The 22,174-nt window shown below is 71.2% G+C and carries 23 protein-coding genes and 1 pseudogene; 13 read left to right on the plus strand and 11 right to left on the minus strand.

What is annotated here, in order from left to right:
- The first annotated feature begins 323 nt into the window (after window positions 1-323).
- A complete protein-coding gene (locus ACFXG1_RS22275; protein WP_384744258.1) occupies window positions 324-2,585 on the plus strand; it encodes a TPM domain-containing protein in 2,262 nt (753 codons plus the stop codon).
- A gap of 125 nt (window positions 2,586-2,710) precedes the next feature.
- Window positions 2,711-3,424, plus strand: a complete 714-nt coding sequence (locus tag ACFXG1_RS22280) for a PspA/IM30 family protein (protein ID WP_384711909.1) — start codon at window positions 2,711-2,713, stop codon at window positions 3,422-3,424.
- 11 nt (window positions 3,425-3,435) lie between these two features.
- Here the strand turns inward: ACFXG1_RS22280 and ACFXG1_RS22285 are convergent, their stop codons facing one another.
- The 5 genes from ACFXG1_RS22285 to ACFXG1_RS22305 all read right to left on the minus strand — a co-directional run bounded on the left by ACFXG1_RS22285 (window position 3,436) and on the right by ACFXG1_RS22305 (window position 8,538).
- Complete coding sequence (locus tag ACFXG1_RS22285) at window positions 3,436-6,126, minus strand: SpoIIE family protein phosphatase (protein ID WP_384711906.1); 2,691 nt, start codon at window positions 6,124-6,126, stop codon at window positions 3,436-3,438.
- Between the two features lie 147 nt (window positions 6,127-6,273).
- Window positions 6,274-6,690 (minus strand): ATP-binding protein, encoded by a 417-nt coding sequence (locus tag ACFXG1_RS22290; protein ID WP_384711903.1) that lies wholly within the window; start codon window positions 6,688-6,690, stop codon window positions 6,274-6,276.
- 199 nt (window positions 6,691-6,889) lie between these two features.
- Window positions 6,890-7,324: a (deoxy)nucleoside triphosphate pyrophosphohydrolase gene (locus ACFXG1_RS22295; protein WP_384711900.1), complete on the minus strand. Its 435-nt coding sequence runs from the start codon at window positions 7,322-7,324 to the stop codon at window positions 6,890-6,892.
- A gap of 25 nt (window positions 7,325-7,349) precedes the next feature.
- Window positions 7,350-7,529, minus strand: coding sequence for an SPOR domain-containing protein (locus tag ACFXG1_RS22300; RefSeq protein ID WP_384711897.1), 180 nt, complete (start codon window positions 7,527-7,529; stop codon window positions 7,350-7,352).
- Between the two features lie 256 nt (window positions 7,530-7,785).
- Complete coding sequence (locus ACFXG1_RS22305) at window positions 7,786-8,538, minus strand: GntR family transcriptional regulator (protein ID WP_384711894.1); 753 nt, start codon at window positions 8,536-8,538, stop codon at window positions 7,786-7,788.
- A 300-nt stretch (window positions 8,539-8,838) separates the two neighbouring features.
- Between ACFXG1_RS22305 and ACFXG1_RS22310 the strand changes: the two genes are divergently transcribed.
- Window positions 8,839-10,176, plus strand: a complete 1,338-nt coding sequence (locus tag ACFXG1_RS22310; protein ID WP_384711891.1) for a glycoside hydrolase family 18 protein — start codon at window positions 8,839-8,841, stop codon at window positions 10,174-10,176.
- A gap of 100 nt (window positions 10,177-10,276) precedes the next feature.
- Here the strand turns inward: ACFXG1_RS22310 and ACFXG1_RS22315 are convergent, their stop codons facing one another.
- Window positions 10,277-11,590: a DUF4190 domain-containing protein gene (locus ACFXG1_RS22315; RefSeq protein WP_384711888.1), complete on the minus strand. Its 1,314-nt coding sequence runs from the start codon at window positions 11,588-11,590 to the stop codon at window positions 10,277-10,279.
- Window positions 11,591-11,795: 205 nt separating this feature from the next.
- Here ACFXG1_RS22315 and ACFXG1_RS22320 point away from each other — a divergent pair, with 205 nt between their 5' ends.
- The gene (locus ACFXG1_RS22320; RefSeq protein WP_384711885.1) at window positions 11,796-12,128 is read left to right on the plus strand and encodes a DUF4326 domain-containing protein; all 333 of its coding nucleotides are present in this window, start codon (window positions 11,796-11,798) and stop codon (window positions 12,126-12,128) included.
- 38 nt (window positions 12,129-12,166) lie between these two features.
- On the opposite strand, the gene ACFXG1_RS22325 is transcribed toward ACFXG1_RS22320, so the two are convergent.
- A complete protein-coding gene (locus ACFXG1_RS22325; RefSeq protein WP_384711882.1) occupies window positions 12,167-12,421 on the minus strand; it encodes a Txe/YoeB family addiction module toxin in 255 nt (84 codons plus the stop codon).
- A complete protein-coding gene (locus ACFXG1_RS22330) occupies window positions 12,418-12,699 on the minus strand; it encodes a type II toxin-antitoxin system Phd/YefM family antitoxin (RefSeq protein WP_384711879.1) in 282 nt (93 codons plus the stop codon). Before ACFXG1_RS22330 ends, ACFXG1_RS22325 begins: the two co-directional genes overlap by 4 nt.
- A gap of 178 nt (window positions 12,700-12,877) precedes the next feature.
- Here ACFXG1_RS22330 and ACFXG1_RS22335 point away from each other — a divergent pair, with 178 nt between their 5' ends.
- The 3 genes from ACFXG1_RS22335 (at window position 12,878) to ACFXG1_RS22345 (ending at window position 14,056) form a co-directional block, all read left to right on the plus strand.
- A complete protein-coding gene (locus ACFXG1_RS22335) occupies window positions 12,878-13,147 on the plus strand; it encodes a type II toxin-antitoxin system Phd/YefM family antitoxin (protein WP_384711876.1) in 270 nt (89 codons plus the stop codon).
- Complete coding sequence (locus tag ACFXG1_RS22340) at window positions 13,140-13,403, plus strand: type II toxin-antitoxin system RelE/ParE family toxin (RefSeq protein ID WP_384711873.1); 264 nt, start codon at window positions 13,140-13,142, stop codon at window positions 13,401-13,403. Before ACFXG1_RS22335 ends, ACFXG1_RS22340 begins: the two co-directional genes overlap by 8 nt.
- 71 nt (window positions 13,404-13,474) lie before the next feature.
- The gene (locus ACFXG1_RS22345; protein WP_384711870.1) at window positions 13,475-14,056 is read left to right on the plus strand and encodes a Uma2 family endonuclease; all 582 of its coding nucleotides are present in this window, start codon (window positions 13,475-13,477) and stop codon (window positions 14,054-14,056) included.
- Window positions 14,057-14,153: 97 nt separating this feature from the next.
- Here ACFXG1_RS22345 and ychF read toward each other — a convergent pair whose 3' ends face one another.
- Entirely contained in the window at window positions 14,154-15,242 is a 1,089-nt protein-coding gene (ychF, locus tag ACFXG1_RS22350) for a redox-regulated ATPase YchF (RefSeq protein WP_384715795.1), read from the minus strand.
- A 266-nt stretch (window positions 15,243-15,508) separates the two neighbouring features.
- Here ychF and ACFXG1_RS22355 point away from each other — a divergent pair, with 266 nt between their 5' ends.
- Window positions 15,509-16,093, plus strand: coding sequence for a DUF6542 domain-containing protein (locus ACFXG1_RS22355; protein WP_384744249.1), 585 nt, complete (start codon window positions 15,509-15,511; stop codon window positions 16,091-16,093).
- A 42-nt stretch (window positions 16,094-16,135) separates the two neighbouring features.
- On the opposite strand, the gene ppgK is transcribed toward ACFXG1_RS22355, so the two are convergent.
- Window positions 16,136-16,888 (minus strand): polyphosphate--glucose phosphotransferase, encoded by a 753-nt coding sequence (ppgK, locus tag ACFXG1_RS22360; RefSeq protein WP_384715789.1) that lies wholly within the window; start codon window positions 16,886-16,888, stop codon window positions 16,136-16,138.
- A gap of 30 nt (window positions 16,889-16,918) precedes the next feature.
- The gene (locus ACFXG1_RS22365) at window positions 16,919-17,935 is read right to left on the minus strand and encodes a 4-hydroxy-3-methylbut-2-enyl diphosphate reductase (protein ID WP_384744251.1); all 1,017 of its coding nucleotides are present in this window, start codon (window positions 17,933-17,935) and stop codon (window positions 16,919-16,921) included.
- Window positions 17,936-18,056: 121 nt separating this feature from the next.
- Between ACFXG1_RS22365 and ACFXG1_RS22370 the strand changes: the two genes are divergently transcribed.
- The 5 genes and pseudogenes from ACFXG1_RS22370 to ACFXG1_RS22390 all read left to right on the plus strand — a co-directional run.
- Window positions 18,057-19,421 (plus strand): APC family permease, encoded by a 1,365-nt coding sequence (locus ACFXG1_RS22370; RefSeq protein ID WP_384715783.1) that lies wholly within the window; start codon window positions 18,057-18,059, stop codon window positions 19,419-19,421.
- A gap of 127 nt (window positions 19,422-19,548) precedes the next feature.
- Window positions 19,549-20,772 (plus strand): exodeoxyribonuclease VII large subunit, encoded by a 1,224-nt coding sequence (gene xseA / locus ACFXG1_RS22375; RefSeq protein WP_384715780.1) that lies wholly within the window; start codon window positions 19,549-19,551, stop codon window positions 20,770-20,772.
- Between the two features lie 103 nt (window positions 20,773-20,875).
- Window positions 20,876-21,145, plus strand: a complete 270-nt coding sequence (locus tag ACFXG1_RS22380) for an exodeoxyribonuclease VII small subunit (RefSeq protein ID WP_384715777.1) — start codon at window positions 20,876-20,878, stop codon at window positions 21,143-21,145.
- 306 nt (window positions 21,146-21,451) lie between these two features.
- Window positions 21,452-22,042, plus strand: a complete 591-nt coding sequence (locus tag ACFXG1_RS22385; protein ID WP_384744254.1) for a malonic semialdehyde reductase — start codon at window positions 21,452-21,454, stop codon at window positions 22,040-22,042.
- A 28-nt stretch (window positions 22,043-22,070) separates the two neighbouring features.
- Window positions 22,071-22,174, plus strand: a pseudogene (locus tag ACFXG1_RS22390) (GntR family transcriptional regulator); the annotation flags it as partial.

The following is a 22,174-nucleotide window of genomic DNA, read 5'->3' on the forward strand; positions in this document are numbered from 1 at the left end:
CCGCCCCCCACCACCTCCCCCCCCTGTCTTTCTGCTTCCAATCGGCTGCGCGGGCGGGGGAGCGGGACCCGGCGGGGGGGGGGGGGGGGGGGCGGCCCCCCCCCCCCCCCACGACCGGCATCCGCCCGCCACTCCACCGCTCCGTCTCACTGTGCAGTTGTCAACGTGCGGTCGTGCCGCGCGGACTCCGGCCGGTTCGCCGCCGCCCCGCCCGTCCGCGTACCGAATATATGTCCACGGTTACTCAGCGTGACACATCGATTTTCGCGTACCGCCGGGTCGCGAGGCCGAATATCGGGACATAACCTCCCCATGTGATGCGAATGTCAGCGGGGCTGGCCACCGCCGTCCTGCTGACGGCCTGGTGGTCCGGCACGCCCGCCGCCCCGCCCGGGGCGGCGGTGGCGTTCTCCCCGTCGGCGGGGAGTACCGTGGCGGCCCTCCCCGCCGACGACCCCGTCACGCTCTCCCGCGACAGCCCGATCACCGATCGGGTCGACGCGCTCGACGGCCGCCGCGACGACGTCGTCCGGGCACTCGACCGGCTCTACGACGACCAGCGGCTCCAGCTCTTCGTCGTCTATGTCCGGGACTTCTCCGGCCGGACCGCGCAGGAGTGGGCCGACGCCACCGCCCGCCGCAACGGGCTCGGCACCGATGACGTGCTCCTAGCCGTCGCCACCCATGACCGCCAGTTCGCCTACTGGGCGCCCGCGACCTCCCGGCTCACGGACGCTCAGCTGGCCGACGTCGCCCGGACCGCCGTCGTACCCCCGCTACGGCAGAACGACTGGGCGGGCGCCGCCGTCGGTGCCGCGGACGGATACGCGGCGACGCTCTCGGGCCGCGCCGTACCCACGCCCGCGATCACCCCCGGTGACCCCGATCCCGGTGCCGGCACCGCCACCGGTACCGGCGCCGCCGATCTGGTGATCCCGGTGGGGGTGGCGGTCGCCGTGGTCGGAACCGCCGCCTATGCCGCCGTACGCCGCCGGCGCCGTACCGCGACCCGTACCACTCCTCAAGGCGGCCGGGCGGGCTGGAGCAGCGGCCCGGAATCCGCGCCCGGGGAGTCGACGGCCGAGCTGGACGCCCGGGCGCGACAGGCACTCGTCGACGTCGACGACGCGCTCCGCACCAGCCAGGAAGAGCTGGGCTTCGCCACCGCGCAGTTCGGCGACGAGGCGGCGCGGCCCTTCCTCGAAGCGGTCGCGTACGCCCGGGACGAACTGACCACCGCGTTCCGGGTGCGGCAGCGGCTTGACGACGCCCACCCCGAGGACGACACGACCCGGCGCCGGATGCTGGCGGAGATCCTGGCCCGCTGTCAGGACGCCGACCGGCGCCTGGACGCCGAGTCGGCGGACTTCGACCGGCTGCGCGATCTGGAACGCAACGCACCGCAGGCGCTGACCGCCGTGCAGGAACGTTTCACCGAATTGAACGGGCGGATCATCTCGACCGAGGCCGCCCTGGCGGTGATGCGGGAGCGGTACGCGGCCTCGGCCTCCGATCCCGTCGCGGGCGACGCGGCCGGGGCGAGGGACCGGCTGGTGTTCGCCAAGACCGCCGTCGACCGGGCCCGTACCGCACTCGACGACACCGAGAACGCCGCGGCCGCCGTACAGATCCGGGCCGCGGAGGGCGCGCTGGCGCAGACGGACCGGCTGACCGAGGCCGTGGACCGGCGGGCCCGCGAGCTGGCGGAGGCCGTCGGCGCGCTGCCCGGCGCGCTCACGGAGACCGACAGCGATCTGGCGGAGGCGCGCGGAATGCTCTCGGGGACCGCGCCCGGGGAGTCGACGGCCGGGCTGCGGGGCCGGATCGCCCGCGCCGAGACCGTGGCGGCCGACGTACGCCGGGAGATGGAGGGGCGCTACGACCCGATCGACGCGCTGCGGCGGCTGGAGGAGGCGGACGCGGCGCTGGACGAGGCGCTGACGGGGGCCCGGGTGGACGAGGAGGAGGCGCGGCGGGCCCGTACCCTGCTCGGCCAGGCCACGCTGGGCGCGCGGGCGGCCGTCGGCGCCGCGGCCGACTACATCGCCACGCACCGCGGCGCGGTGGGCAGCCGGGCGCGGACCCGGCTCGCCGAGGCGCAGCGGCGGCTGGAGCTGTCGGAGCGACTCGCGACGGGGGCGGCCGGACCGGCCGAGGAGGAGGCAGGGGAAGGGGAGGCGTCGCCGGCGGTGAGCGGGGCGGATGGGAACGGCGGCACGGTGACGGGCGGTGAGGGACGGCGGAACGCGCGGGCCGCACTCGCCGAGGCGCAGCGGGCCGACGCGCTGGCGCGGGAGGCCCAGCGGCTGGCCGAGGAGGACGTCCGCGGGTTCGGGAACCCGTTCGGGCCGGGCGGTGCATCCCAGGCGGGAAGCGCGGGGGGTGGTCTCGGCGGAGCGGTGCTCGGCGGGATCGTGCTCGGCGGACTGTTCGGCGGGGGAGGTCGCCGTGGTTCGGGTGGTGGCGGATTCGGCGGGTTCGGGTCCGGATCCGGGTACGGGGGTTTCGGCGGTGGATTCGAGGGGCGGCCGGGCAGTTTCGGCGGCGGGGGTACGCGCGGTCGGATGGGTGGTGGTCGTTTCTGACGGATCCACGGATCCGGGGGTGTTCCGGTTCCCTCCGGCCGCCCCTTCAGCTCCTTTCTTGCCTTCTTTGCCTTCCGTCCCTTTTGGCTCCGACGGGCCCTTCGGTCCTGACTAGGAGAGGTGCCATGACCAAGCAGACCATCCTGGGCCGGGTGACCCAGCTGGCCAAGGCCAATATCAACGCCCTGCTCGACCAGGCCGAGGATCCCGAGAAGATGCTCGACCAGCTGATCAGGGACTATGCGAACAACATCAGCGACGCGGAGCAGGCCATCGCGGGCACCATCGGCAATCTGCGGTTGATGGAGCAGGACCATCAGGAGGATGTGGCGGCGGCGCGGCAGTGGGGCGAGAAGGCGCTGGCCGCCAGCGGGAAGGCGGACGAGTTGCGGTCGTCGGGGCAGGATGCCGAGGCGGACCGGTTCGACGGTCTGGCCAGGGTGGCCCTTCAGCGTCAGCTCCAGTCCGAGAAGGAGGCGACGACGGCCGAGCCGGTGATCGCCTCCCAGTCGGAGGTGGTGGAGAAGCTGAAGTCCGGGCTCGATCGGATGAAGGGCAAGTTCTCCCAGCTCCAGGCGAAACGGGACGAGCTGGTGGCCCGTTCACGGACCGCCGACGCGCAGAACAGGATGCTGGACGCGGTGAAGAGCATCGACGTCCTGGATCCGGCGAGCGATCTGGGCCGCTTCGAGGACAAGGTCCGCCGGGAGGAGGCCAGGGCGCTGGGCAAGCAGGAGCTGGCCGCCTCGTCCCTGGACTCCCAGTTCGAGCAGCTCGACGGGCTCGGCGACACGGCGGAGGTGGAGGCGCGACTGGCCGCGCTGAAGGCGGGCTCCTGAGGACCGCCCGGTCAGAACATGCTCAGCAACTGGTCCACGGTGGGTTCGGCGGTGCCCCGGCCCGGGAGGGCGAGTTCGAACCAGACGGTCTTGCCCCGGGGCGTGCGGCGGGAGCCCCAGGCCGCGCTCAGCAGGCCGACGAGTTGGAGGCCGCGGCCGCCTTCGTCGGTGTCCCGGGCCCGGCGGCGACGGGGCTGGACCAGTCCCGCGTCCCAGACCTCGCACACCAGGGTGCGGTCGCAGAGCAGCCTCAGCCGTGTCTCGCCCTCGCCGTACCGAAGGGCGTTGGTGACCAGCTCGCTGACCAGCAGTTCCACGGTGTCGACCAGGGGTTCGAGGCCCCAGGCGGTCAGCCGGCCGCGGGCCAGCTCCCGGGCCCGTCCCACCGAACGGGGTTCGCGGGGCAGTTGCCAGTCGCCGACGGCATCGGCCGGCAGTCCCTGGATCCGGGCCATGAGCAGGGCGATGTCGTCCTCGCCGTGGCGGGTGTCGAGGGTGTTGAGTACGTGGTCGCAGACGTCCTCCAGCGACCGGGGCGCGGGTACTCGGGGCGGTCGTGCGGGGGGCTGGTGGCCGGGTCCCGGGACGGCGGGGGTGGGGAGGCCGACGGAGGCGGGAGGCCCGGTGGGGCCGGTGGGGCCGGGACGGGCGGTCGGTCCTGCGAGGAGAGTGGGGGAGGTGAGGGCGGAGCGGAAGGCGCTCAGGCCCTCGTCGAGCTGGTGTTCACGGGATTCGACGAGCCCGTCGGTGTAGAGGGCGAGCAGGGCGCCCTCCGGCAGTTCGACCTCGACCTCCTCGAAGGGTTCGCCGCCGACACCGAGGGGCAGGCCCGGGGGTACGTCGAGCAGCAGCGCCTCCTCGCCCGGTTCGAGGAGGACGGGGGGCAGATGGCCCGCGTTGGCGAACGTACAGCGGCGGGTGACCGGGTCGTAGACGGCGTAGACACAGGTCGCCAGATAGACCTCGGCGAGATCGGCCTCACGGGATTTATGGGCCGCGCGGGTGCCCTGCTGGGTGCCGCTGGGGCCGCCGAGACCGCGGGCGATCTCGTCGAGGGCGGAGAGGACCTCGGCGGGTTCGAGGTCGAGCAGGGCCAGGGTGCGTACGGCGGTGCGCAGCTCGCCCATCGCGACGGCGGCGCGCAGTCCCCGGCCCATGACATCGCCGATGACGAGGGCGGTGCGGTGGCCGGGCAGTTCGATGACGTCGAACCAGTCGCCGCCGACCTCGGTGGCGGTGTTGCCGGGCAGATAGCGACAGGCGATGTCGAGCCCGGCCGCCTCGGGGTCGCCCGGGGGCAGCAGGCTGCGCTGGAGGATGAGGGCCCGCTCGTGTTCCCGGCGGTAGAGGCGGGCGTTGTCGATACAGACGGCGGCGCGGGCGGCGAGTTCACCGGCGAGTGCCCGGTCCCGTTCGCCGAAGGGCTCACTGCCCTTGGTCCGGGAGAACTGGACGAGTCCCACGACGGAGTCGTGCGCCACCATGGGGACGGCGAGGGTGGACCGGACGAGGCTGCCGTCCGTGGCGGGGATGTGCTGCACCCGCGCGGTGCGCAGGGCCGTGGCGCAGGGCGAGTTGGCGCCGTAGCGGTGGACCTCGCCGACGGTGGTGGGGGCGGGGCCACGGGTGCCGCAGCCCGGGGTGGTGATCAGCGGGGCGTCGGAGACGGCGCTGGCGAAGGCGACGCGGCGCAGTTCGGCGCTGCCGCCGCAGCCGTCGGCCCCGGGGGCGTCCCAGGGGCCAGGGGCCTCGTCGTCACCGGTGAGCAGGGCCTGGTAGAGGTCGACGGACGCGAGGTCGCAGAAGCCGGGGACGGCGACGTCGAGCAGTTCACGGGCGGTGGTCTCGAGATCGAGGGAGTTGCCGATCCGGGCGCTCGCCTCGTTGAGGAGGGCCAGGTTGCGGCGCGCGCTGGCCGCTTCGCGGGCGGCCACGTGGCGGCGGGTGACATCGGTGCCGATCCCGGCCACGCCGATGGTCCGGCCGGTGCCGCTGTGGACCCGGTAGAGGTTGATCGACCAGTGCCGTCGTTCGGCGCTGCGCGGTGGCGCGCCCACGAGCTGGAGGTCGATGGCGGGCTCCCCGGTCTCCAGGACCCGGCGCAGGGACGCGGTCATCCGGTCGGCCTCGGACCGCGAGAGATAGTCGTGGACGGTACGGCCGCGATGGTCCTCGACGGAGCCGCCGAAGACGGTGGCGAAGCGCTGGTTGGCGCGCTGGACCCGCAGATCGGTACCGAAGAGGAGAAACCCGAACGGTGATTGGCCGAAAATCGCCTCGGAGGCGGCGAGATCGGTCTCTATTCGCCGCAGCGCCCGGACATCGACGACGATACAGAGCGCCGCCCGCTCGCCGGTCTCGGTCTCGGTGGGCATGAGATAGACCTCGGCGAGACCGTTCACCCGGTCGCCGCCGGGGGCCCGGAAGGGCACCAGGCCCGTCCATTCCTTGCCGTCGAGGATCTCCTTGACGTGCCGGTGGCCGCGCGGACGCAGCTCGGGCGGCAGGAAGATCTCGATCGGGTCCCGGCCCCTGACCTCGGACGCCGTCAGCCCGAAGAGGTCGGCGGCCCGGTGACTCCACTGGTCCACCAGGCCGTCGGGACCTATCGAGAAGGAGGCGACCCTGATGTAGTCGTAGATCGAGCCAGGCGGGCTGCTCTGCCACACGACATCGCCCGACGTCCCAGATATCTCGCTCACGCGACCGTCCCCTCCAGCTCACCGCACCGGACCGGCCATGACCGCAGTATTCAGCACTACGGCTCCGACGCACACGGCGTTCACGATCACAGCACGGTCTCGTTCATTTTGCGCCGTCCGGACCGTGATCGTTGTCCCTTCACACTTTTAACCAGTGAGAGACAGCTCGAACCACACAGTCTTGCCCGTCAGACCACGTCTCGTCCCCCAGCGACGGGCATTTCCGGCAACCAGCTGAAGTCCCCGCCCGGTCTCGTCGTCCGGCGCCGCCGTCCGCGCGACCGGTGGATCGGGCAAGGGGTCGGAGACCTCGACGAGCAGGGAAGGGGCGCTCTCGTCGGGTTCGGGGCGGCTCAGCCGGACGCCGATCGGGCCGGAGGCGTAGCGCAGGGAGTTGGTGACCAACTCGCTCACCAGGAGGACCGTCACATCGCAGACACCGTGGTCGAGTCCCCAGTGGCGCAAGGTGTCCCGGACGGCGTGACGGGCGGAGCGTACGGCGTCGGGTTCGGCGGGGAAGGTCCATTCGGCGCACGCGCCGTCGATGTCGATCACGCCGCTCACTTCCTGGACCAGCAGCAGATCCGCGTCCCACGAGGGTGGCTAACCACCACATACCCGAATTGCTCCGGGAGATATCCCTTTCATCAGGTTTGGTGGTTATTTGGGGGCGGATTGCCGCATCCTTGACGCGAACGGCCCAGCGGCCGGGGACCCGGAGACCCGGAGACCCGATACGAGCCCCCGGGCGGGCGGTGCGGGCTCAGCCGCTCGGCGTCTCCGCCCGTCCCGCCTCGGCCCGAAGCCGCCGTGCGACCTCGGCGACGGCGGGGCGGTCCTGGTCCAGCCAGTCCACGGAATCGGTCTCGTCGGGGCCGAGCCAGCGCAGATCGTCGTGGTCCTCCAGCGGAAGCGGCTCTCCCGAGAGCAGCCTCACGGTCCACACCTGGAGCACATACCCCTTCTTGAGGGGCCATTCGCCGGGGATACGGTCCAGCGGCTCGGCCTCCACGCCCAGTTCCTCGCGCAACTCGCGCACCAAGGCGTCTTCCGGGGTCTCGCCGGGCTCCGTCTTCCCGCCGGGCAGCTCCCAGCGCCCGGCCACTTCCTCGGGGGCGCTGCGGCGCGCGGCCAGCAGACGCCCCCGGTCGCACAGCGCCCCCGCCACGACCACCCGGTCACGATCACGTTCCGTCATGCGCGGGAGCGTACCCCTGCCCGGATCAGTGTGCCGAGCCCTCCACCTGCTCCACCGAATAGAGCTGGTGGTGCCCCTTGGCATCGAGTGTGTCCGCCATCCGACGTGCCTCGTCCTCGGTGGCGTACCGTCCGACCCGATAGCGGTTGCCGTTGTCGTCCTGGCGTATGACGAGCCAGGAAAGCGCGGCGTTGCCGTCGCTCATCGCACCCCTCCCCCGGTGGGTCCGCAGTACTGAGAAGTTCGGGAAGATCGCCGGGAAACCGCATTATGCATATGCCGGAGCCTACGCCTGACCTTCACTCAGAGCATGCGGTTTAACACAAAGAGATAGGAAAGAGGTCCCTCCCCGCTCCTCGCGGCCGGCTCGCCGGGCGCGCCCGGCGGCACCACCGACGGCTCCCGGCCGTATCCCCGACGATACCGAGAGACGGCGTCCCGCCGTCGGCCGTTCCGCTCTCTCACCGCACGGGAAGCCGGTACGCGACCCGGAAACGATCCGCCGGTACGACAATATCCGCGGTTTCCACAGGGCGGCCCGACGCAAAGTAGGTCCGTGCCACCACCATGACGACATGACCCGGCACACCCCCCAGCGTCAGCAGCTCCTCGGCAAGTCCCGGACGGGCGCCGACCTCCTCGCTCACGTTGTCGACGACGATGTCGATCGCGGCCATCCGCTCGACCACACCGCAGCCCCCGAGCGGGCCCTCCTCCGGCAGCATCACAGGGGTGCGGCCGGTGACGTCCAGGGGCTCCCAGGAGGTGGAGAGCATCATCGCCTCCCCGTTCTCACGGAAGACGTAGCGGGTCCGCATCACCCGCGCTCCGACGGGGACGCCGAGCCGGGCCGCGGTGTCGACGTCCGCCCTCTCCTGCTCGCTCCGGGACTCCCAGGTCCCCTGGACCCCGTCGACCGCCTGCTCCTGCCGGAAGGGGTTGGCGCCCGCGGGCGGCCGGAAGCCGGAGCGGGCGATCCGGCGGGGCACGGGCCGCTCCCGGACATAGGTGCCCGAGCCGGACCGGCCCTCCACGAGCCCCTCCGCCATCAGCACCTTGCGGGCCTCCAGGGCGACGGTGTCGGAGACGCCGTACTCCGTACGGATCCGGGCCTGGGAGGGGAGGCGGGTGTGCGGCGGCAGCGTACCGTCGACGATCTTCCTGCGGAGGTCGCTCGCCACCCGAAGGTAGGCCGGCTGCTCACCGATGACCACGGACCACTCCCAACCACGCCCGACCGCACCCTGCCCATCGACAGATCGCAACAGCGTCGCAACGGTGGGTTGTCGGCCGCAACCACGGGCCAAAGCCTTACTACTGGTGAGAAGTTATGGAAGGCGGAGCCGGGGATCCACCGTGCCGGAGGGCCTTCTACCGTTTCCCGGCAAAGCATTGACCTTAATGGTCCAGACCAATAACGTCCTGTGCTGCACGACGCCCGTTCACGGAAGAGCCCGGCACCGGTGTGCGCGACGGCGCGCCCGGTACCGCGACTACGTACAGGAATGAGCCCCATGCGTCGAAGAAACCTCGTCAGGACGGCTGTTGCCGCCGCCTCCCTCTCGCTTCTCGCCACGCTCGCGCCCGCTGCCGTGGCGCAGGGCGGCGATGACGACGACGGCCCCTCGTACAAGCGCATCGGCTACTTCACCCAGTGGGGCATCTACGGCCGGGACTTCCAGGTCAAGGACCTGGACACCAGTGGACAGGCCGCCAAGCTGACCCATATCAACTACGCGTTCGGCAATGTCAGCCCCGAGGGCAAGTGCATGATCCAGGGGCCGGCGGGCGAGGCCGACCCCTGGGCCGACTACCAGCGCCCGGTGCCCGCGGCCGACTCGGTGGACGGGGTCGGGGATACCTGGGACCAGAAGCTGGCGGGCAACTTCAACGAGCTGCGGGAGCTGAAGGCCAAGCACCCCGGTCTCAAGGTGCTGATCTCCCTCGGCGGCTGGAGTTGGTCCACGCACTTCTCCAACGCGGTGCTCACGGAGGAGAAGCGCAAGGAGTTCGTCCGTTCCTGCATCGATATCTACGTCAAGGGCAATCTGCCCGTGGACGGCGCGCGCGGCGGCGACGGCGCGGCGGCCGGGGTCTTCGACGGGATCGACCTCGACTGGGAGTGGCCGGGCTCGTCGGGCGAGGACGACACGATCTACCGCCCCGAGGACAAGAAGAACTTCACCGCGGTGGTCCGGGAGTTCCGCAAGCAGCTCGACTCGTACGCCAAGAGCCAGCCGAAGCAGAAGGACGGCAAGCGGAAGCACTACGAGCTGTCCGCCTTCGTACCGACGGCTCCCGCGAAGATCGACGCGGGCTTCGAGGTCCGTAAGCTGATGAAGGACTTCGACTTCGTCAACCTCCAGGGCTACGACTTCCATGTCTCCGGCGAGAAGACCACGGCCCAGCAGTCGGCGCTCTACGCCAAGAACGACTTCAGCGTCGACCAGACCGTGAACGACTGGCTCCGCCGGGGCGCGCCCGCCCACAAGCTGGTCGTGGGCCTGCCGGCGTACGGCCAGGGCTGGACCGGGGTCACGGGTGGCGGCGACGGTATGGGGCAGCCGGCCGACAGGCCCGCACCGGCCACCTACCAGGCCGGGTACGAGGACTACAAGGTGCTGAAGAAGCTGGCGGAGTCCGGCCAGTACAAGGTGTACCGGAAGTACGGCCAGGCGTGGCTGTTCGACGGCAACACCCTGTGGACGTACGACGACCCCACGGTGCTGAAGGCCAAGACCGAGTACATCCGGGACAAGGGCCTGGGCGGCGCGATGTTCTGGTCCCTCGACGGGGACACGGCGGACGGTGAGCTGATGCGGACGGTCGCCCGCGGGCTGCCGCGCCGCTGACGAGACGGGACGCGGACCGGGCAGGGGCCGGGAAGCGTCCTTGGAGGAGACCGGTGTCCGGGGGCTGTCGGTGGCTCTCGGTACCGGTCTCCTCCCCTTTTCAGGCCCCGGCGTCCGACGGGGGCTCGGTCGGCGGGGGCGTGGGCTCGGTCGTCGAGAGCGACAGGAGCCGCCGGACGGACTTCTCGGTACCCGGCTTCATCTTCGTGTCCGCGTCGTACGTGTGCAGCCAGAACGTCTCCTCGTCCCGTGTCTTCGCGGCCCGGTCCCAGAAGGCGCGGGCGGCGTCGAACTCCGCGGCGCGCTTCTTCATCTGAGGCGCCACGGGACCGGTCCACGCCCGGTCCTTCAGCGCGGCGGAAGCCTCCGCGAGGGCGGAGGAGGTGGCCTTGGCCCAGGCCCGGTGGGCGTCGGCGGACTCCGGGAAGTCCTCCAGGGGCAAATGGTCCACCGCGGCCAGCACCTTGTTCTCGGCGGTCAGATAGGCGAGCTGCTCGGGGTTGAGGGACTCGGCGTCCCGGCGGACCGACTTGCTCACCTTCCGGCCGCCCTCGGTGGCCAGGCTGCAGGTGACCCGGCGGTCGCCCTGCTTCCAGCTCTCGCCGGTCGGGGTGTAGAAGAACGCCGACATCGTGCCGGGGACGGCCCAGGCGTCCATCGCGTACGCGCGGTCGATGTCGGCGCACCGGCGCTCGGCGAGGGGGCGCAGGACGTCGTCGCCGGGGAACGAGTCGTACCCCTTGAGCGGGAAACCGCCGGTGACCTCGGCCTCGTGCGGCTCGGCGCAGTCGATCACCTTGACGTCCCACACCTCCTGGCCGTCCTGCCCGCTGCTGCCGGGGAGGTCGTAGCAGTGCCCGGTCCGCAGATCGGCGACCGTCTTGTGCGCGGCCACCTCGTCGACGCCCTCCTCGAACTCCTTCCACATATCGCTCGCCGCTCCGGTGGTGAGGAAGAGCGCGACCAGCAGGGTGGAGACGGTGGACAGCGCGATTCCCGCGATCGCCATGCCCTTGCCGCGCTGCCCCTTGCGCTTGATCTGGCGGAGCGCGATCACCCCGAGGACCAGGCCCAGCGGCGGCATACAGCAGACGATGCCCGAGATGAGGGACGCGATGGAGAAGCCGTTGGTCGAAGGACCGGCGGGCACGGCCGGGTAGCCGGGGAACTGCTGATACGGCTGGTACGCGGGATGCTGACCGGCCGGCGCGGGGTACGCGGCCCCGAACCCGGGCGGCCCGGGCTGTCCGGGCGGCCCGGGCTGTCCCGGCTGTCCCGGCTGTCCCGGCTGCCCGCCCGAAGGCGCCGCCCAGGGGTCGGACGCGCCGGGCTCACCGGCCGGCCCGGGCACGGGACCGGGAGACCCCTCCCCCGGCTGCCGCTCCGGGCCGGGCTGCTGCTGCGATGGGTCCACGGAAGTACTGCTCCTCGTCGGGGATGCGCGCCGGACCCGGTCGGATACCGGCACGGGGCAGGACCAACGGGGGCGGGGAAGGGATGCACGGAAGGCTGAAATCGTACAAACATCCCGGCGCCGGGGATACGGCGGGGCTCGCCCCGCCTCCTCGGCACACGGCCCCGCCTGGCGGCCCGCCCCGGTCTGCCGGAGGATCCTGTCCATGAGCAGCGCCCGCCCCGCCACCACGGTGGTCAACCTCAAGGGCCACCGCGGCGACCCCGCGTACGCCGATGTCGTCTATGTGGGCCGCGCCATGAACCGCGGCGGCTGGCATCTGAAGGGCTCCCCCCTGGCCAGCCCCTTCCGCCCGGGCCCCGACGGCACCCGCGACGACGTGGTCACCGCCTACCGCGCCCACCTGCTGTCCCGCCCCGACCTCCTCGCCCTCCTCCCACCCCTGCGCGGCCGGCGTCTGGGCTGCTGGTGCGTCCCGGAGAAATGCCACGCGGAGGTCGTCGCGGAACTGGCCGACGCGGGCTACGGGGAGGACTGACGGGGCCGGGACCCCGGCACACACCGAACGCTCACCGATCAGTAGCGGTACCGGGCGGCGAGGATGACGATCTCCTTGTCGGTCACCAGGTACACGAGGCGGTGCTCGTCGTCGATCCGTCGCGACCAAGCCCCCGGCAAGTGGTACTTGAGCGGCTCGGGCTTGCCGATTCCCGAGAAGGGATCACGCTTGACGTCCTCGATGAGTTTGTTGATCCGAGCGAGCGTCTTGCGGTCGTTCTTGAGCCAGGATGTGCAGTCCTCCCAGCCCTGGTCCTCGAAGACAAGCCTCACGCGGCGCCCTCACCGGCGTCCGCCGAGTCCGGATCGATCAGCTCACGCTCCGACACATTGATGTGGGACAGGGCGTTCTCGTACGCCTTGAGCAGCCGCCGGGCGTTCGCCGGCGAGCGCAGCAGGTACGAGCCCTCGCGCAGTGCCGCATAGTCCTCGGCCGAGACAAGCACGGCATTGCCGTGCTTCGAGACGATCTCAATGGCCTCGTGATTCTCGTTGACCTTCTTGATCAGCGGAAACAGTTCCTTGCGGGCTTCACTCGCGGTTATGGACATGACCTAACCCTCCGATCAAGTGGTACCTGATAACGTACCACTCCGGCGCCATTCAGGGGACTGAACGACTGGGCCGATCAGCCGTCCCAGCACCGATCCGGCACGGGAGAAAGCTCAACGCCATCCGCCATCCCCACCTCGGTTGTGTACACATGGGACACTCGGTACGCTTGAGCGCATGATGCAGCCGCTGCCCATAGAGTCCATCCGCGATGTGCGTGCTCACCTCGCCGAGGTCGTGGAGCGCGCCGATCGCGACGACGTACCCACAGTGATCACGCGCCGTGGCAAGGAAGTCGCCGCCGTCGTCTCCATCGAGGTACTGCGCAAGTACCAGGAATGGGAAGAGCGCGAGATCAATCGGATCATCGACGAGCGCATGGCCAACCCCGCACCCGGCATCCCGATCGAGGACATCATGAGGGAGACGCTGGCGCGCGGTGAGTGAGTACCGAACCGTCTTCCGCCCCGAGGCGCAGGCCGAACTCCGCAAGATCCCCCGCGACATAGCGCTGCGCATCCTGGCGAAGCTGACCGAGCTGGAGACCGACCCGCTCGGCTTCAACACCACCGCGCTCGTGTCCCAGCCGGACCGCCGACGCCTGCGGGTGGGCGACTACCGCGTCGTCTACACGATCGACAACGGAGAGCTGGTGGTCTGGGTCGTTCACGTGGGACACCGGTCCACCGTGTACGGCGCCTGACGGCCGCCGAAGGCGTCGGACCCGGCGGCAGTCTCGTGGCCCGGGCCTCCCCGAGTCGCTACGGTCGAGCCATGACCGCACTGCCCGACTGGATGCGCCCGCCGCGCGCGGAAGGCTGGTTCGCGGAGGACCTCGACCGCCTCCCCGAGGCACCCCGCCACACCGAGCTGATCGACGGAGCCCTCGTCTTCATGCTGTCGCCCCAGAGGTGGTGGCACGGCCACCTCGTCACCATGCTCACCGTCGCGCTCATGGAGCAGGCTCCGGCCGGCGTGAGAGTCGGACGAGAGATGACCATCAAGCTCGATCAACGCAATCGACCCGAGCCGGATCTGCTGGTGACGACGGCCGACTTCGACGGTGACCGCACCTGGTTCGCACCGGATGAAGTACGACTCGCCGTCGAGGTGGTATCCCCCGAGTCCGCCCACCGGGACCGCACGGTGAAGCTCCACAAGTACGCGGAGGCCGGCATCCCGCACTACTGGCGCATCGAGGACGATGACGGAGCACCCGTCGTCCACGTCTACGAACTCGACGAGCCGACCGCCACCTACGTGCCCGTTGGCATCTTCAGGGGCTCCCTCCACCGTCCGGTGCCCTTCGAGATCGACCTCGACCTGGAGAAGCTCGCCCCGCCCCACCGCGGCTGAGCCGGCACGGGGATGCGGAAGGGGTCGGACTCACCAGAGCCCGACCCCTTCCGGCCCGCGTGCCTGACGAAAGAGCCGGCTTCAGGCAACGAAACGACTACACGTTGAAGCGGAACTCCACCACGTCGCCGTCCTGCATGACGTAGTCCTTGCCCTCCATGCGGGCCTTGCCCTTGGCGCGGGCCTCGGCGACCGAGCCGGTTTCGACCAGGTCGGCGAAGGAGATGACCTCGGCCTTGATGAAGCCCTTCTGGAAGTCGGTGTGGATGACTCCCGCGGCCTCGGGGGCGGTGGCGCCCTTCCTGATGGTCCAGGCGCGGGACTCCTTGGGGCCTGCCGTCAGGTAGGTCTGGAGGCCCAGGGTGTCGAAGCCGACGCGGCTGAGGGTGGCGAGGCCGGGCTCCTCCTGGCCCATGGACTGGAGGAGTTCGAGGGACTCGTCGTCGTCGAGTTCGATCAGCTCGGACTCGATCTTGGCGTTGAGGAAGATCGCCTCGGCGGGGGCGACCAGGGCTCGCTGCTCGTTCTTGAAGTCCTCGTCGGCCAGCTCGTCCTCGTCGACGTTGAAGACGTAGAGGAAGGGCTTGGTGGTCAGCAGGTGCAGCTCGTGCAGGAGGGTGCCCTGCTCGGTGCCCTTGGTGATGCCCTCGGAGAACAGGGTGCGGCCGGCCTCCAGGATCTTCTGGGCCGACTCGACCGCGGCGAGGACCGCCACCTTCTCCTTCTGGAGGCGGGCCTCCTTCGTCAGCCGGGGGATCGCCTTCTCGACGGACTGGAGGTCGGCGAGGATCAGCTCGGTGTTGATGGTCTCGATATCGTCCTTGGGCGAGACCTTGCCGTCGACATGGACGACGTTCTCGTCCTTGAAAGCGCGGATGACCTGGCAGATCGCGTCGGACTCCCGGATGTTCGCCAGGAACTTGTTGCCCAGGCCCTCACCCTCGCTCGCGCCCCGGACGATGCCCGCGATGTCGACGAAGTCGACGGTCGCCGGGAGGACGCGCTGGGAGCCGAAGATCTTCGCCAGCTCGGCGAGCCGGGCGTCCGGGACGCCGACGACGCCCACATTGGGCTCGATGGTGGCGAACGGGTAGTTGGCCGCCAGCACGTCGTTCTTGGTCAGGGCGTTGAACAGGGTCGACTTGCCGACGTTCGGCAGGCCGACGATTCCGATCGTGAGCGACACGGTGACGACTTCCTCGGTGGGTGAGCGGGAGGTGCCGGGCCGGGTCGGGTCTCGGGCGCGGCTGATCCCCCAGTCTACGGTCCGGGGGATTCCGCCCGCGACGAGACCGCCGCCGGTGGCGGGGACCGGGCGTACCGGGGTTTTCGGGACGTCCGGGACCGGACAGATGTCCTGAGGCGGCTGGAGGAGTCGAACTCTTTCCCAAGGTCACCCAAAGGGCGTGTCCTGTCCCCGCTTCGTCCCCCTCCGCGACCTACGTTGTTCGGGTGGAGCAGCCAAGGACGAACCACCCCCAGCGCCGGCAGCGGCCGCAGGCCCCCCTTCCCCAGGGTCCGCTCTCCCCGCAGAGCGCCCTCGCGGACCGTCCCGTCCTGTACGGCGGAGTACGGCCCGCTCCAGCCGCCCGCCGTCCCTCGCCGCTCGGGCAGGCGCTGCGGCGGCTGCCCGCGCCCCGGCTCACCGGGCTGGGGGCCGGGCTGTTCGCCGTGGTCACGATGGTGCTGATCGGGTTCGCCGACTGGCTGCTCCTGGACAGTTCGGCGGTGGTGTACGGGGTCCTCTTCCTGCCGGTCTGCGCCCTGACCGCGCTCTGGGTCCGCGAGGCCGACCTCGTCACCGCCCCGATCAGCGTCCCGATCGCCTTCGCGGCCGGGGTCGTCCCCATCGCGGGCGGCGAGGGCGGTATCGGCGGCCAGGTGATGGCCGTGGTCACGGCCCTCGCCGTGCACGCTGGATGGCTGTACGGCGGCACCCTGGTCGCGGGCGTCATCGCCTCCGTACGCAAGGTGCGGCGGATGGGCCGCCGCAAGCGCAGGACCCGGACGGCCGCGCCCCCGCCGGTCCGCCGCTGAAGCGGCGGGGCTGAAGCGCCGGGGCCGTACGACCGGGGCTGGTCAGGACGTGGGGGACGCCGCCGAGCAGGCCATCGCCGCGCCGACGATGCCCGCGTTGTTCTGGAGCCGCGCCGGGACGATCTCCGCCCTGATGCCCTCGATCAGGGGCAGGAACTTGTCCGCCTTCCGGCTGACCCCGCCGCCGATGACGAACAGCTCGGGCGAGAACAGCATCTCCACATGGGCCAGGTACTTCTGGACCCGCCGCGCCCAGTGGTGCCAGGTGAGGTCCTCGTCCTCCTTGGCCTTGGTGGAGGCGTGGGTCTCGGCGTCCCGCCCGTGCAGCTCCAGATGGCCCAGCTCGGTGTTGGGCACCAGCCGCCCGTCCACGAAGAGGGCCGAGCCGATTCCCGTACCGAAGGTCAGCAGCATCACCGTGCCGGTACGGCCCTTGCCGGCGCCGAAGGTCATCTCGGCGACCCCGGCCGCGTCGGCGTCGTTGAGGAGGGTCACGGCGCTGCCGTTCAGCCGGGAGCTGAGCAGCCGGGCCGCGTCGACGTCGATCCAGCCCCGGTCGACATTGGCGGCGGTACGGGTGATCCCGCCGGTGACGACCCCCGGGTAGGTGATGCCGACGGGCCCGGTCCAGTCGAAGTGCCGGACGACCTCGGCGACGCCGTCCGCGACGGCCTCGGGCGTCGCCGGCTGCGGGGTCAGTACCTTGTGGCGCTCCTGAGCCAGGTCACCACGGTCGAGGTCGACGGGCGCGCCCTTGATGCCGGATCCACCGATGTCCACTCCGAAGACGTTCATGGGCACCACGTTACGGGCACCCACGGGACGTCACCCGGCGGACGCGGAACCGCCCCGGGCGGCCATCAGCTCCGCCGCCTCGGCCCGCAGATCCCGGCGCAGCTCCTTGGGGAGCGAGAAGGTGATGGACTCCTCCGCCGACTTCACCAGTTCGACGTCCTCGAAGCCGCGCTGCGACAGCCACTCCAGCACGCCCTCGACCAGGATGTCGGGCACCGAGGCACCGGAGGTCAGACCGACGGTGGAGACGCCTTCCAGCCAGGCCTCGTCGATCTCCTCGGCGAAGTCGACCAGATGGGCGTCGCGCGCTCCGGCGCCGAGGGCGACCTCGACGAGCCGGACCGAGTTCGAGGAGTTCTTGGAGCCGACGACGATCACCAGGTCGGCGTCGGCGCCCATCTGCTTGACCGCGATCTGGCGGTTCTGGGTGGCGTAGCAGATGTCGTCGCTGGGCGGCGAGATCAGCTGCGGGAACTTCTCCTTCAGCTTGTCGACGGTCTCCATGGTCTCGTCGACGGAGAGGGTGGTCTGGGAGAGCCAGACGACCTTGGATTCGTCGCGGACGGACACATTCGCCACGTCCTCGGGGCCGTCGACCAGGGTGATGTGGTCGGGGGCCTCGCCGGAGGTGCCGATGACCTCCTCGTGGCCCTCGTGGCCGATGAGGAGGATGTCGTAGTCCTCGTTGGCGAACCGGACGGCTTCCTTGTGGACCTTGGTCACCAGGGGGCAGGTCGCGTCGATGGTCGCGAGCCTGCGGCCGGCCGCCTCCTCGTGGACGACGGGGGCGACGCCGTGCGCCGAGAACATCACGATGGAGCCCTCGGGGACCTCCGCCGTGGCGTCGACGAAGATCGCGCCCTTCCGTTCCAGGGTCTGGACGACGTACTTGTTGTGGACGATCTCATGACGGACGTAGATCGGCGCGCCGTACTGCTCGATGGCCTTCTCGACGGCGATCACGGCACGGTCCACGCCCGCGCAGTAGCCACGGGGGGCGGCGAGGAGGACGCGACGGGCTGGAGGCGTAGCAGTCATGCCCCCCATCGTAAGGCGGAGCAGAACAGGCGGGGGATCACCACCGGGGGAAGACTGTTCCCGATCACGACCCACGACCGCGCACGACCGCCGATGGATCGGGGCACGGCGCGGTACGGACGGAGGGCCGATGGCCGGTGCGGAGGTTCCCGAGTCGAGGGCCGGTACGGAGGGGGGCGGTGAGCTGCGGCGGACGCTCGGCTTCCGTGACCTGGTCGTCTACGGTCTTCTCTTCATCGCGCCGATGGCGCCGGTCGGTGTCTACGGAACGCTCGACGCCCGCTCGAACGGCGCGGTCGCGCTCGTCTACGCCGTGGCCACGATCGCGATGGCCTTCACGGCCCTGAGCTACGTCCAGATGGTGCGGGTGGCGCCCCGGGCGGGCTCGGTCTTCACCTATGCCACCAAGGGGCTCGGGCAGGGGCCCGGGTTCATCGCCGGGTGGATGGCGATGCTCGACTATCTGCTGATCCCGGCCGTCGCGTACCTCTTCTCGGGGATCGCGATGGAGGCGCTGGTGCCGTCCGTGGACCGGTGGATCTGGACGGCGATCGCGGTGGTCGTGACGACGGCGCTCAATCTGTGGGGGGTACGGGCGGCGGCCCGGGTCGGTTTCGCGGTCCTCGCCATGGAGATCGTGGTGCTGCTGGTCTTCGTGGTCTCCGCGGTGGTGGTGCTGGTACGGGACGGGGCGCAGCGCGGCTGGCTCTCGCCGATCACGGGGGATGTGTCGTTCTCGTTGACGGCGGTCCTCGGCGCGGTGTCGGTGGCGGTGCTGTCGTATCTCGGTTTCGACGCGATCGCCTCCTTCGCGGAGGAGGTCACCGGCGGTTCGCGGAAGGTGGCACGGGCGGTGCTGTTCTGCCTGGTGCTGGCGGGGGTGCTGTTCTTCGTCCAGACGTATCTGGTGGCGCTGCTGGAGCCGGCGTCGTCGGCCGATCTCGCGCGGGAGCCGGAGAAGCAGGGGTCGGCGTTCTACGACGCGGTGGACGCCTCGGTGGGGACGTGGCTGCACGATCTGATCGCGGTCAGCAAGGCGATCGGCGCGGCGTTCGCGGCGCTGGCGGCGCAGGCGGCGGCGGGGCGGCTGCTCTTCGCGATGGCCCGGGAGCGGCGGCTGCCGCGGGGGCTGGCCCGGACCGACGGGGGCACGCCGCGGGTGGCGCTGCTGGTGGCGGCCGTGATCACGCTGGTCGCCGCGGTGTGGGCGGCGCGCCGGCCGGATGGTCTCGACCATCTGGTGTCGGTGGTCGACATCGGGGCGCTGACGGCGTTCGTCCTGCTGCACGCGAGTGTCGTCGGCTGGTTCGTGGTGCGCCGGATGGAGGGGGAGCCGGACTGGACGCGTCATCTGGTGCTGCCGGTGGTGGGTGCGGTGATCCTGATCGCGGTGATGGTGGAGGCGGCGACATCGGCGCAGGTGGTGGGTGTGGTGTGGCTGGGTGTGGGTCTGGTGGTGCTGGCGGTGCGGTGGGAGCGTCCGGAGGAGCTGTAGGGCGTACGGCTCCGCACGCTCCCGGGTCCGGGGTGTGCGGGACGGGTGGAGTGGGTGGGGCCGGTGGGGCGTACCTCCGTGAGGTCGTGGACGCCCGCTGTCACACCCGGCCGTTACGCTCCCCCGTATGGCTCTCCATACGACTCCGGAAGCTCCCCTGCCGGTGGGTGACGTCTCACGGCTGATCGGGGGCTGGATCGACCGGCTCGGAGCGGTCTGGGTTGAGGGGCAGATCACCCAGATGTCGCGGCGGCCCGGCCAGGGCGTCGTGTTCATGACCCTGCGCGACCCGTCGCACGACATCTCGGTGAGCGTCACCTGCTTCCGGCAGGTCTTCGACTCGGTCGCCGATGTGGTGTCGGAGGGCGCGCGGGTCGTCGTCCACGCCAAGCCGGAGTGGTACGCGCCCCGGGGCCAGCTCTCCCTGCGGGCGGCGGAGATACGGCCGGTGGGCGTGGGCGAGCTGCTGGTCCGGCTGGAGCAGCTGAAGCGGAGCCTCGGCGCCGAGGGGCTCTTCGCGCCGGGCCGGAAGAAGCCGCTGCCGTTTCTGCCGCACCGGGTGGGTCTGGTCTGCGGCCGGGCGTCGGCGGCCGAGCGGGATGTGCTGGAGGTGTCCCGGCGGCGCTGGCCCGCGGTCCGCTTCGAGGTGCGCAATGTGGCCGTGCAGGGGGTGCACGCGGTGCCGCAGGTCGTCGCGGCGGTCAAGGAGCTGGACGAGCACCCCGGGGTCGATGTGATCGTGGTGGCCCGCGGCGGCGGCAGTGTGGAGGATCTGCTGCCGTTCTCGGACGAGCAGCTGGTGCGGGCGGTGGCCGACTGCCGGACGCCGGTGGTCTCCGCCATCGGGCACGAGCCGGACTCGCCGCTGCTGGACCTGGTGGCCGATCTGCGGGCGTCGACGCCGACGGACGCGGCGAAGAAGGTCGTCCCCGACGTGGGCGAGGAGCTGGAGCGGGTACGGCAGCTGCGCGACCGGGCCCTGCGGACGGTCCGTGGGCTGCTGGACCGCGAGGAGCGGGGGCTCGCGCACGCCCTGGCCCGGCCCGCCATGGAGCGTCCGCACCGGATGGTGGACGAGCGCGCCGCAGAGCTGGACGCGCTGACCGCGCGGTCCCGGCGGGTGGTGGGGCATCTGCTGGACCGGGCCGACTCGGAGCTGTCGCACACCTGGGCCCGGGTGGTGTCGCTCTCCCCCGCCGCCACCCTGGAGCGGGGGTACGCGGTGCTCCGGAGACCGGACGGCGCCGTGGTGCGCTCCCCCGGGGACGTGGGTGACGGGGACGAGCTGCGGGCCCGGGTGGCCGACGGGGAGTTCGCGGTACGGGTCACCGGGCGGGCGGGCGCGGAGTAGCCGCGGGGCGCCGCGGCCGTGCGCCGGGGCCGCGCGGGCGCGGCGGGCTCCGGTTCGGGGCCGGGGACAGGTTTCGGGAATCACGAGGGAAGACGAGGACCACATGGCCGGGAAGACGGACGGAACGGAGTCCGCCGAGGCGGCGGCGGAGGCGTCGGAGCGGGCCGCCCTCGGCTACGAGCAGGCCCGCGACGAGCTGATCGAGGTCGTACGGCGCCTGGAGGCGGGCGGTACGACGCTGGAGGAGTCCCTGGCGCTCTGGGAGCGGGGCGAGGAGCTGGCCAAGGTCTGCCGCCACTGGCTTGAGGGGGCCCGGGCACGGCTCGACGCGTCGCTGGCCGCGGACCGGGACGAGGCGCAGGACGGCCGGTAGCCCCGCCCGGGTGACCGGCGGCCGGAGAGCCGGACCCGTGACCAGCCCCGCCCGGCGGCGGGGCGCCGTCGCCGGGAGCGCCGGGCCCGGAGCCGTACCACCTGATCCTGCGGCCGTATCGCCTGGTCACGCGGCCGTGGCGCCCGTTGCACACCGGCGGGCCGTACCGCCACTTCACCGCTCCGGGCCGGTATGAGGTGGTTCACAGGCATACCCCTCGGCCCAAGTAGTTGAAATTTAATCTATTGCGTTACGGTTGGACCTTCCGTACGTCCCCCCACGGATCACACCGGAAGGTTTCCCGCCATGCCCCTGGCCCTCGACCCCACCGCCCAGAACCTGCTCTTCCGCGAAGCCCGCACGGCCAACGCCTTCACCGGCGAGCCGGTGAGCGACGAGCAGATCCAGGAGATCTACGACCTGGTGAAGTTCGGGCCGACGGCCTTCAACCAGACCCCGCTGCGGGTCGTCCTCGTCCGCTCCGACGAGGCCCGCGCCCGGCTGCTGCCGCATATGTCCGACGGCAACCGCGACAAGACCGGCACGGCCCCGCTGGTGGCCGTCCTCGCCGCCGACAACGAGTTCCACGAGGAGCTGCCGGAGCTGCTCCCCCACTTCCCGCAGGCCAAGGACCTCTTCTTCGCCGACCGCCCGGTGCGCGAGCACTCGGCCGGGATGAACGCCGCCCTCCAGGCCGCGTACTTCATCGTCGGTGTCCGGGCCGCCGGGCTCGCGGCCGGTCCGATGACGGGCTTCGACCACGAGGCCGTCCAGCGGGAGTTCCTCGACGACGACCACACACCGCTGATGATCGTGAACATCGGCCGCCCGGCCGGGGACGCCTCGTTCCCCCGGTCGCCGCGGCTGGCGTACGACACGGTCGTCACCAGCGTCTGAGCGACCGGCCGTCCGCCGGAAACGTGACGGGGCCGCCGAGCGCTTCGGAGTCTCCGCCACTCCGGTACGCGAGGCCATGCAGCGGCTGGCCGCCGAAGGCACGGTCGAGGTCGTCCCCAACCGCGGATTCCG

Source organism: Streptomyces sp. NPDC059248, assembly GCF_042753905.1.
Taxonomy (GTDB): domain Bacteria; phylum Actinomycetota; class Actinomycetes; order Streptomycetales; family Streptomycetaceae; genus Streptomyces.

Excerpts from the sequence above, each read along its gene's own strand:
- ppgK (WP_384715789.1), bottom strand. The coding sequence starts at position 16,888 with ATGAACGTCTTCGGAGTGGACATCGGTGGATCCGGCATCAAGGGCGCG.
- xseA (WP_384715780.1), top strand. The coding sequence starts at position 19,549 with ATGGCTCTCCATACGACTCCGGAAGCTCCCCTGCCGGTGGGTGACGTC.
- ACFXG1_RS22365 (WP_384744251.1), bottom strand. The coding sequence starts at position 17,935 with ATGGGGGGCATGACTGCTACGCCTCCAGCCCGTCGCGTCCTCCTCGCC.
- ACFXG1_RS22385 (WP_384744254.1), top strand. The coding sequence starts at position 21,452 with ATGCCCCTGGCCCTCGACCCCACCGCCCAGAACCTGCTCTTCCGCGAA.
- ACFXG1_RS22345 (WP_384711870.1), top strand. The coding sequence starts at position 13,475 with ATGACCGCACTGCCCGACTGGATGCGCCCGCCGCGCGCGGAAGGCTGG.
- ACFXG1_RS22295 (WP_384711900.1), bottom strand. The coding sequence starts at position 7,324 with ATGACGGAACGTGATCGTGACCGGGTGGTCGTGGCGGGGGCGCTGTGC.
- ACFXG1_RS22275 (WP_384744258.1), top strand. The coding sequence starts at position 324 with ATGTCAGCGGGGCTGGCCACCGCCGTCCTGCTGACGGCCTGGTGGTCC.
- ACFXG1_RS22380 (WP_384715777.1), top strand. The coding sequence starts at position 20,876 with ATGGCCGGGAAGACGGACGGAACGGAGTCCGCCGAGGCGGCGGCGGAG.
- ACFXG1_RS22330 (WP_384711879.1), bottom strand. The coding sequence starts at position 12,699 with ATGTCCATAACCGCGAGTGAAGCCCGCAAGGAACTGTTTCCGCTGATC.
- ACFXG1_RS22280 (WP_384711909.1), top strand. The coding sequence starts at position 2,711 with ATGACCAAGCAGACCATCCTGGGCCGGGTGACCCAGCTGGCCAAGGCC.
- ACFXG1_RS22320 (WP_384711885.1), top strand. The coding sequence starts at position 11,796 with ATGAGCAGCGCCCGCCCCGCCACCACGGTGGTCAACCTCAAGGGCCAC.
- ACFXG1_RS22310 (WP_384711891.1), top strand. The coding sequence starts at position 8,839 with ATGCGTCGAAGAAACCTCGTCAGGACGGCTGTTGCCGCCGCCTCCCTC.
- ACFXG1_RS22300 (WP_384711897.1), bottom strand. The coding sequence starts at position 7,529 with ATGAGCGACGGCAACGCCGCGCTTTCCTGGCTCGTCATACGCCAGGAC.
- ACFXG1_RS22335 (WP_384711876.1), top strand. The coding sequence starts at position 12,878 with ATGATGCAGCCGCTGCCCATAGAGTCCATCCGCGATGTGCGTGCTCAC.
- ACFXG1_RS22370 (WP_384715783.1), top strand. The coding sequence starts at position 18,057 with ATGGCCGGTGCGGAGGTTCCCGAGTCGAGGGCCGGTACGGAGGGGGGC.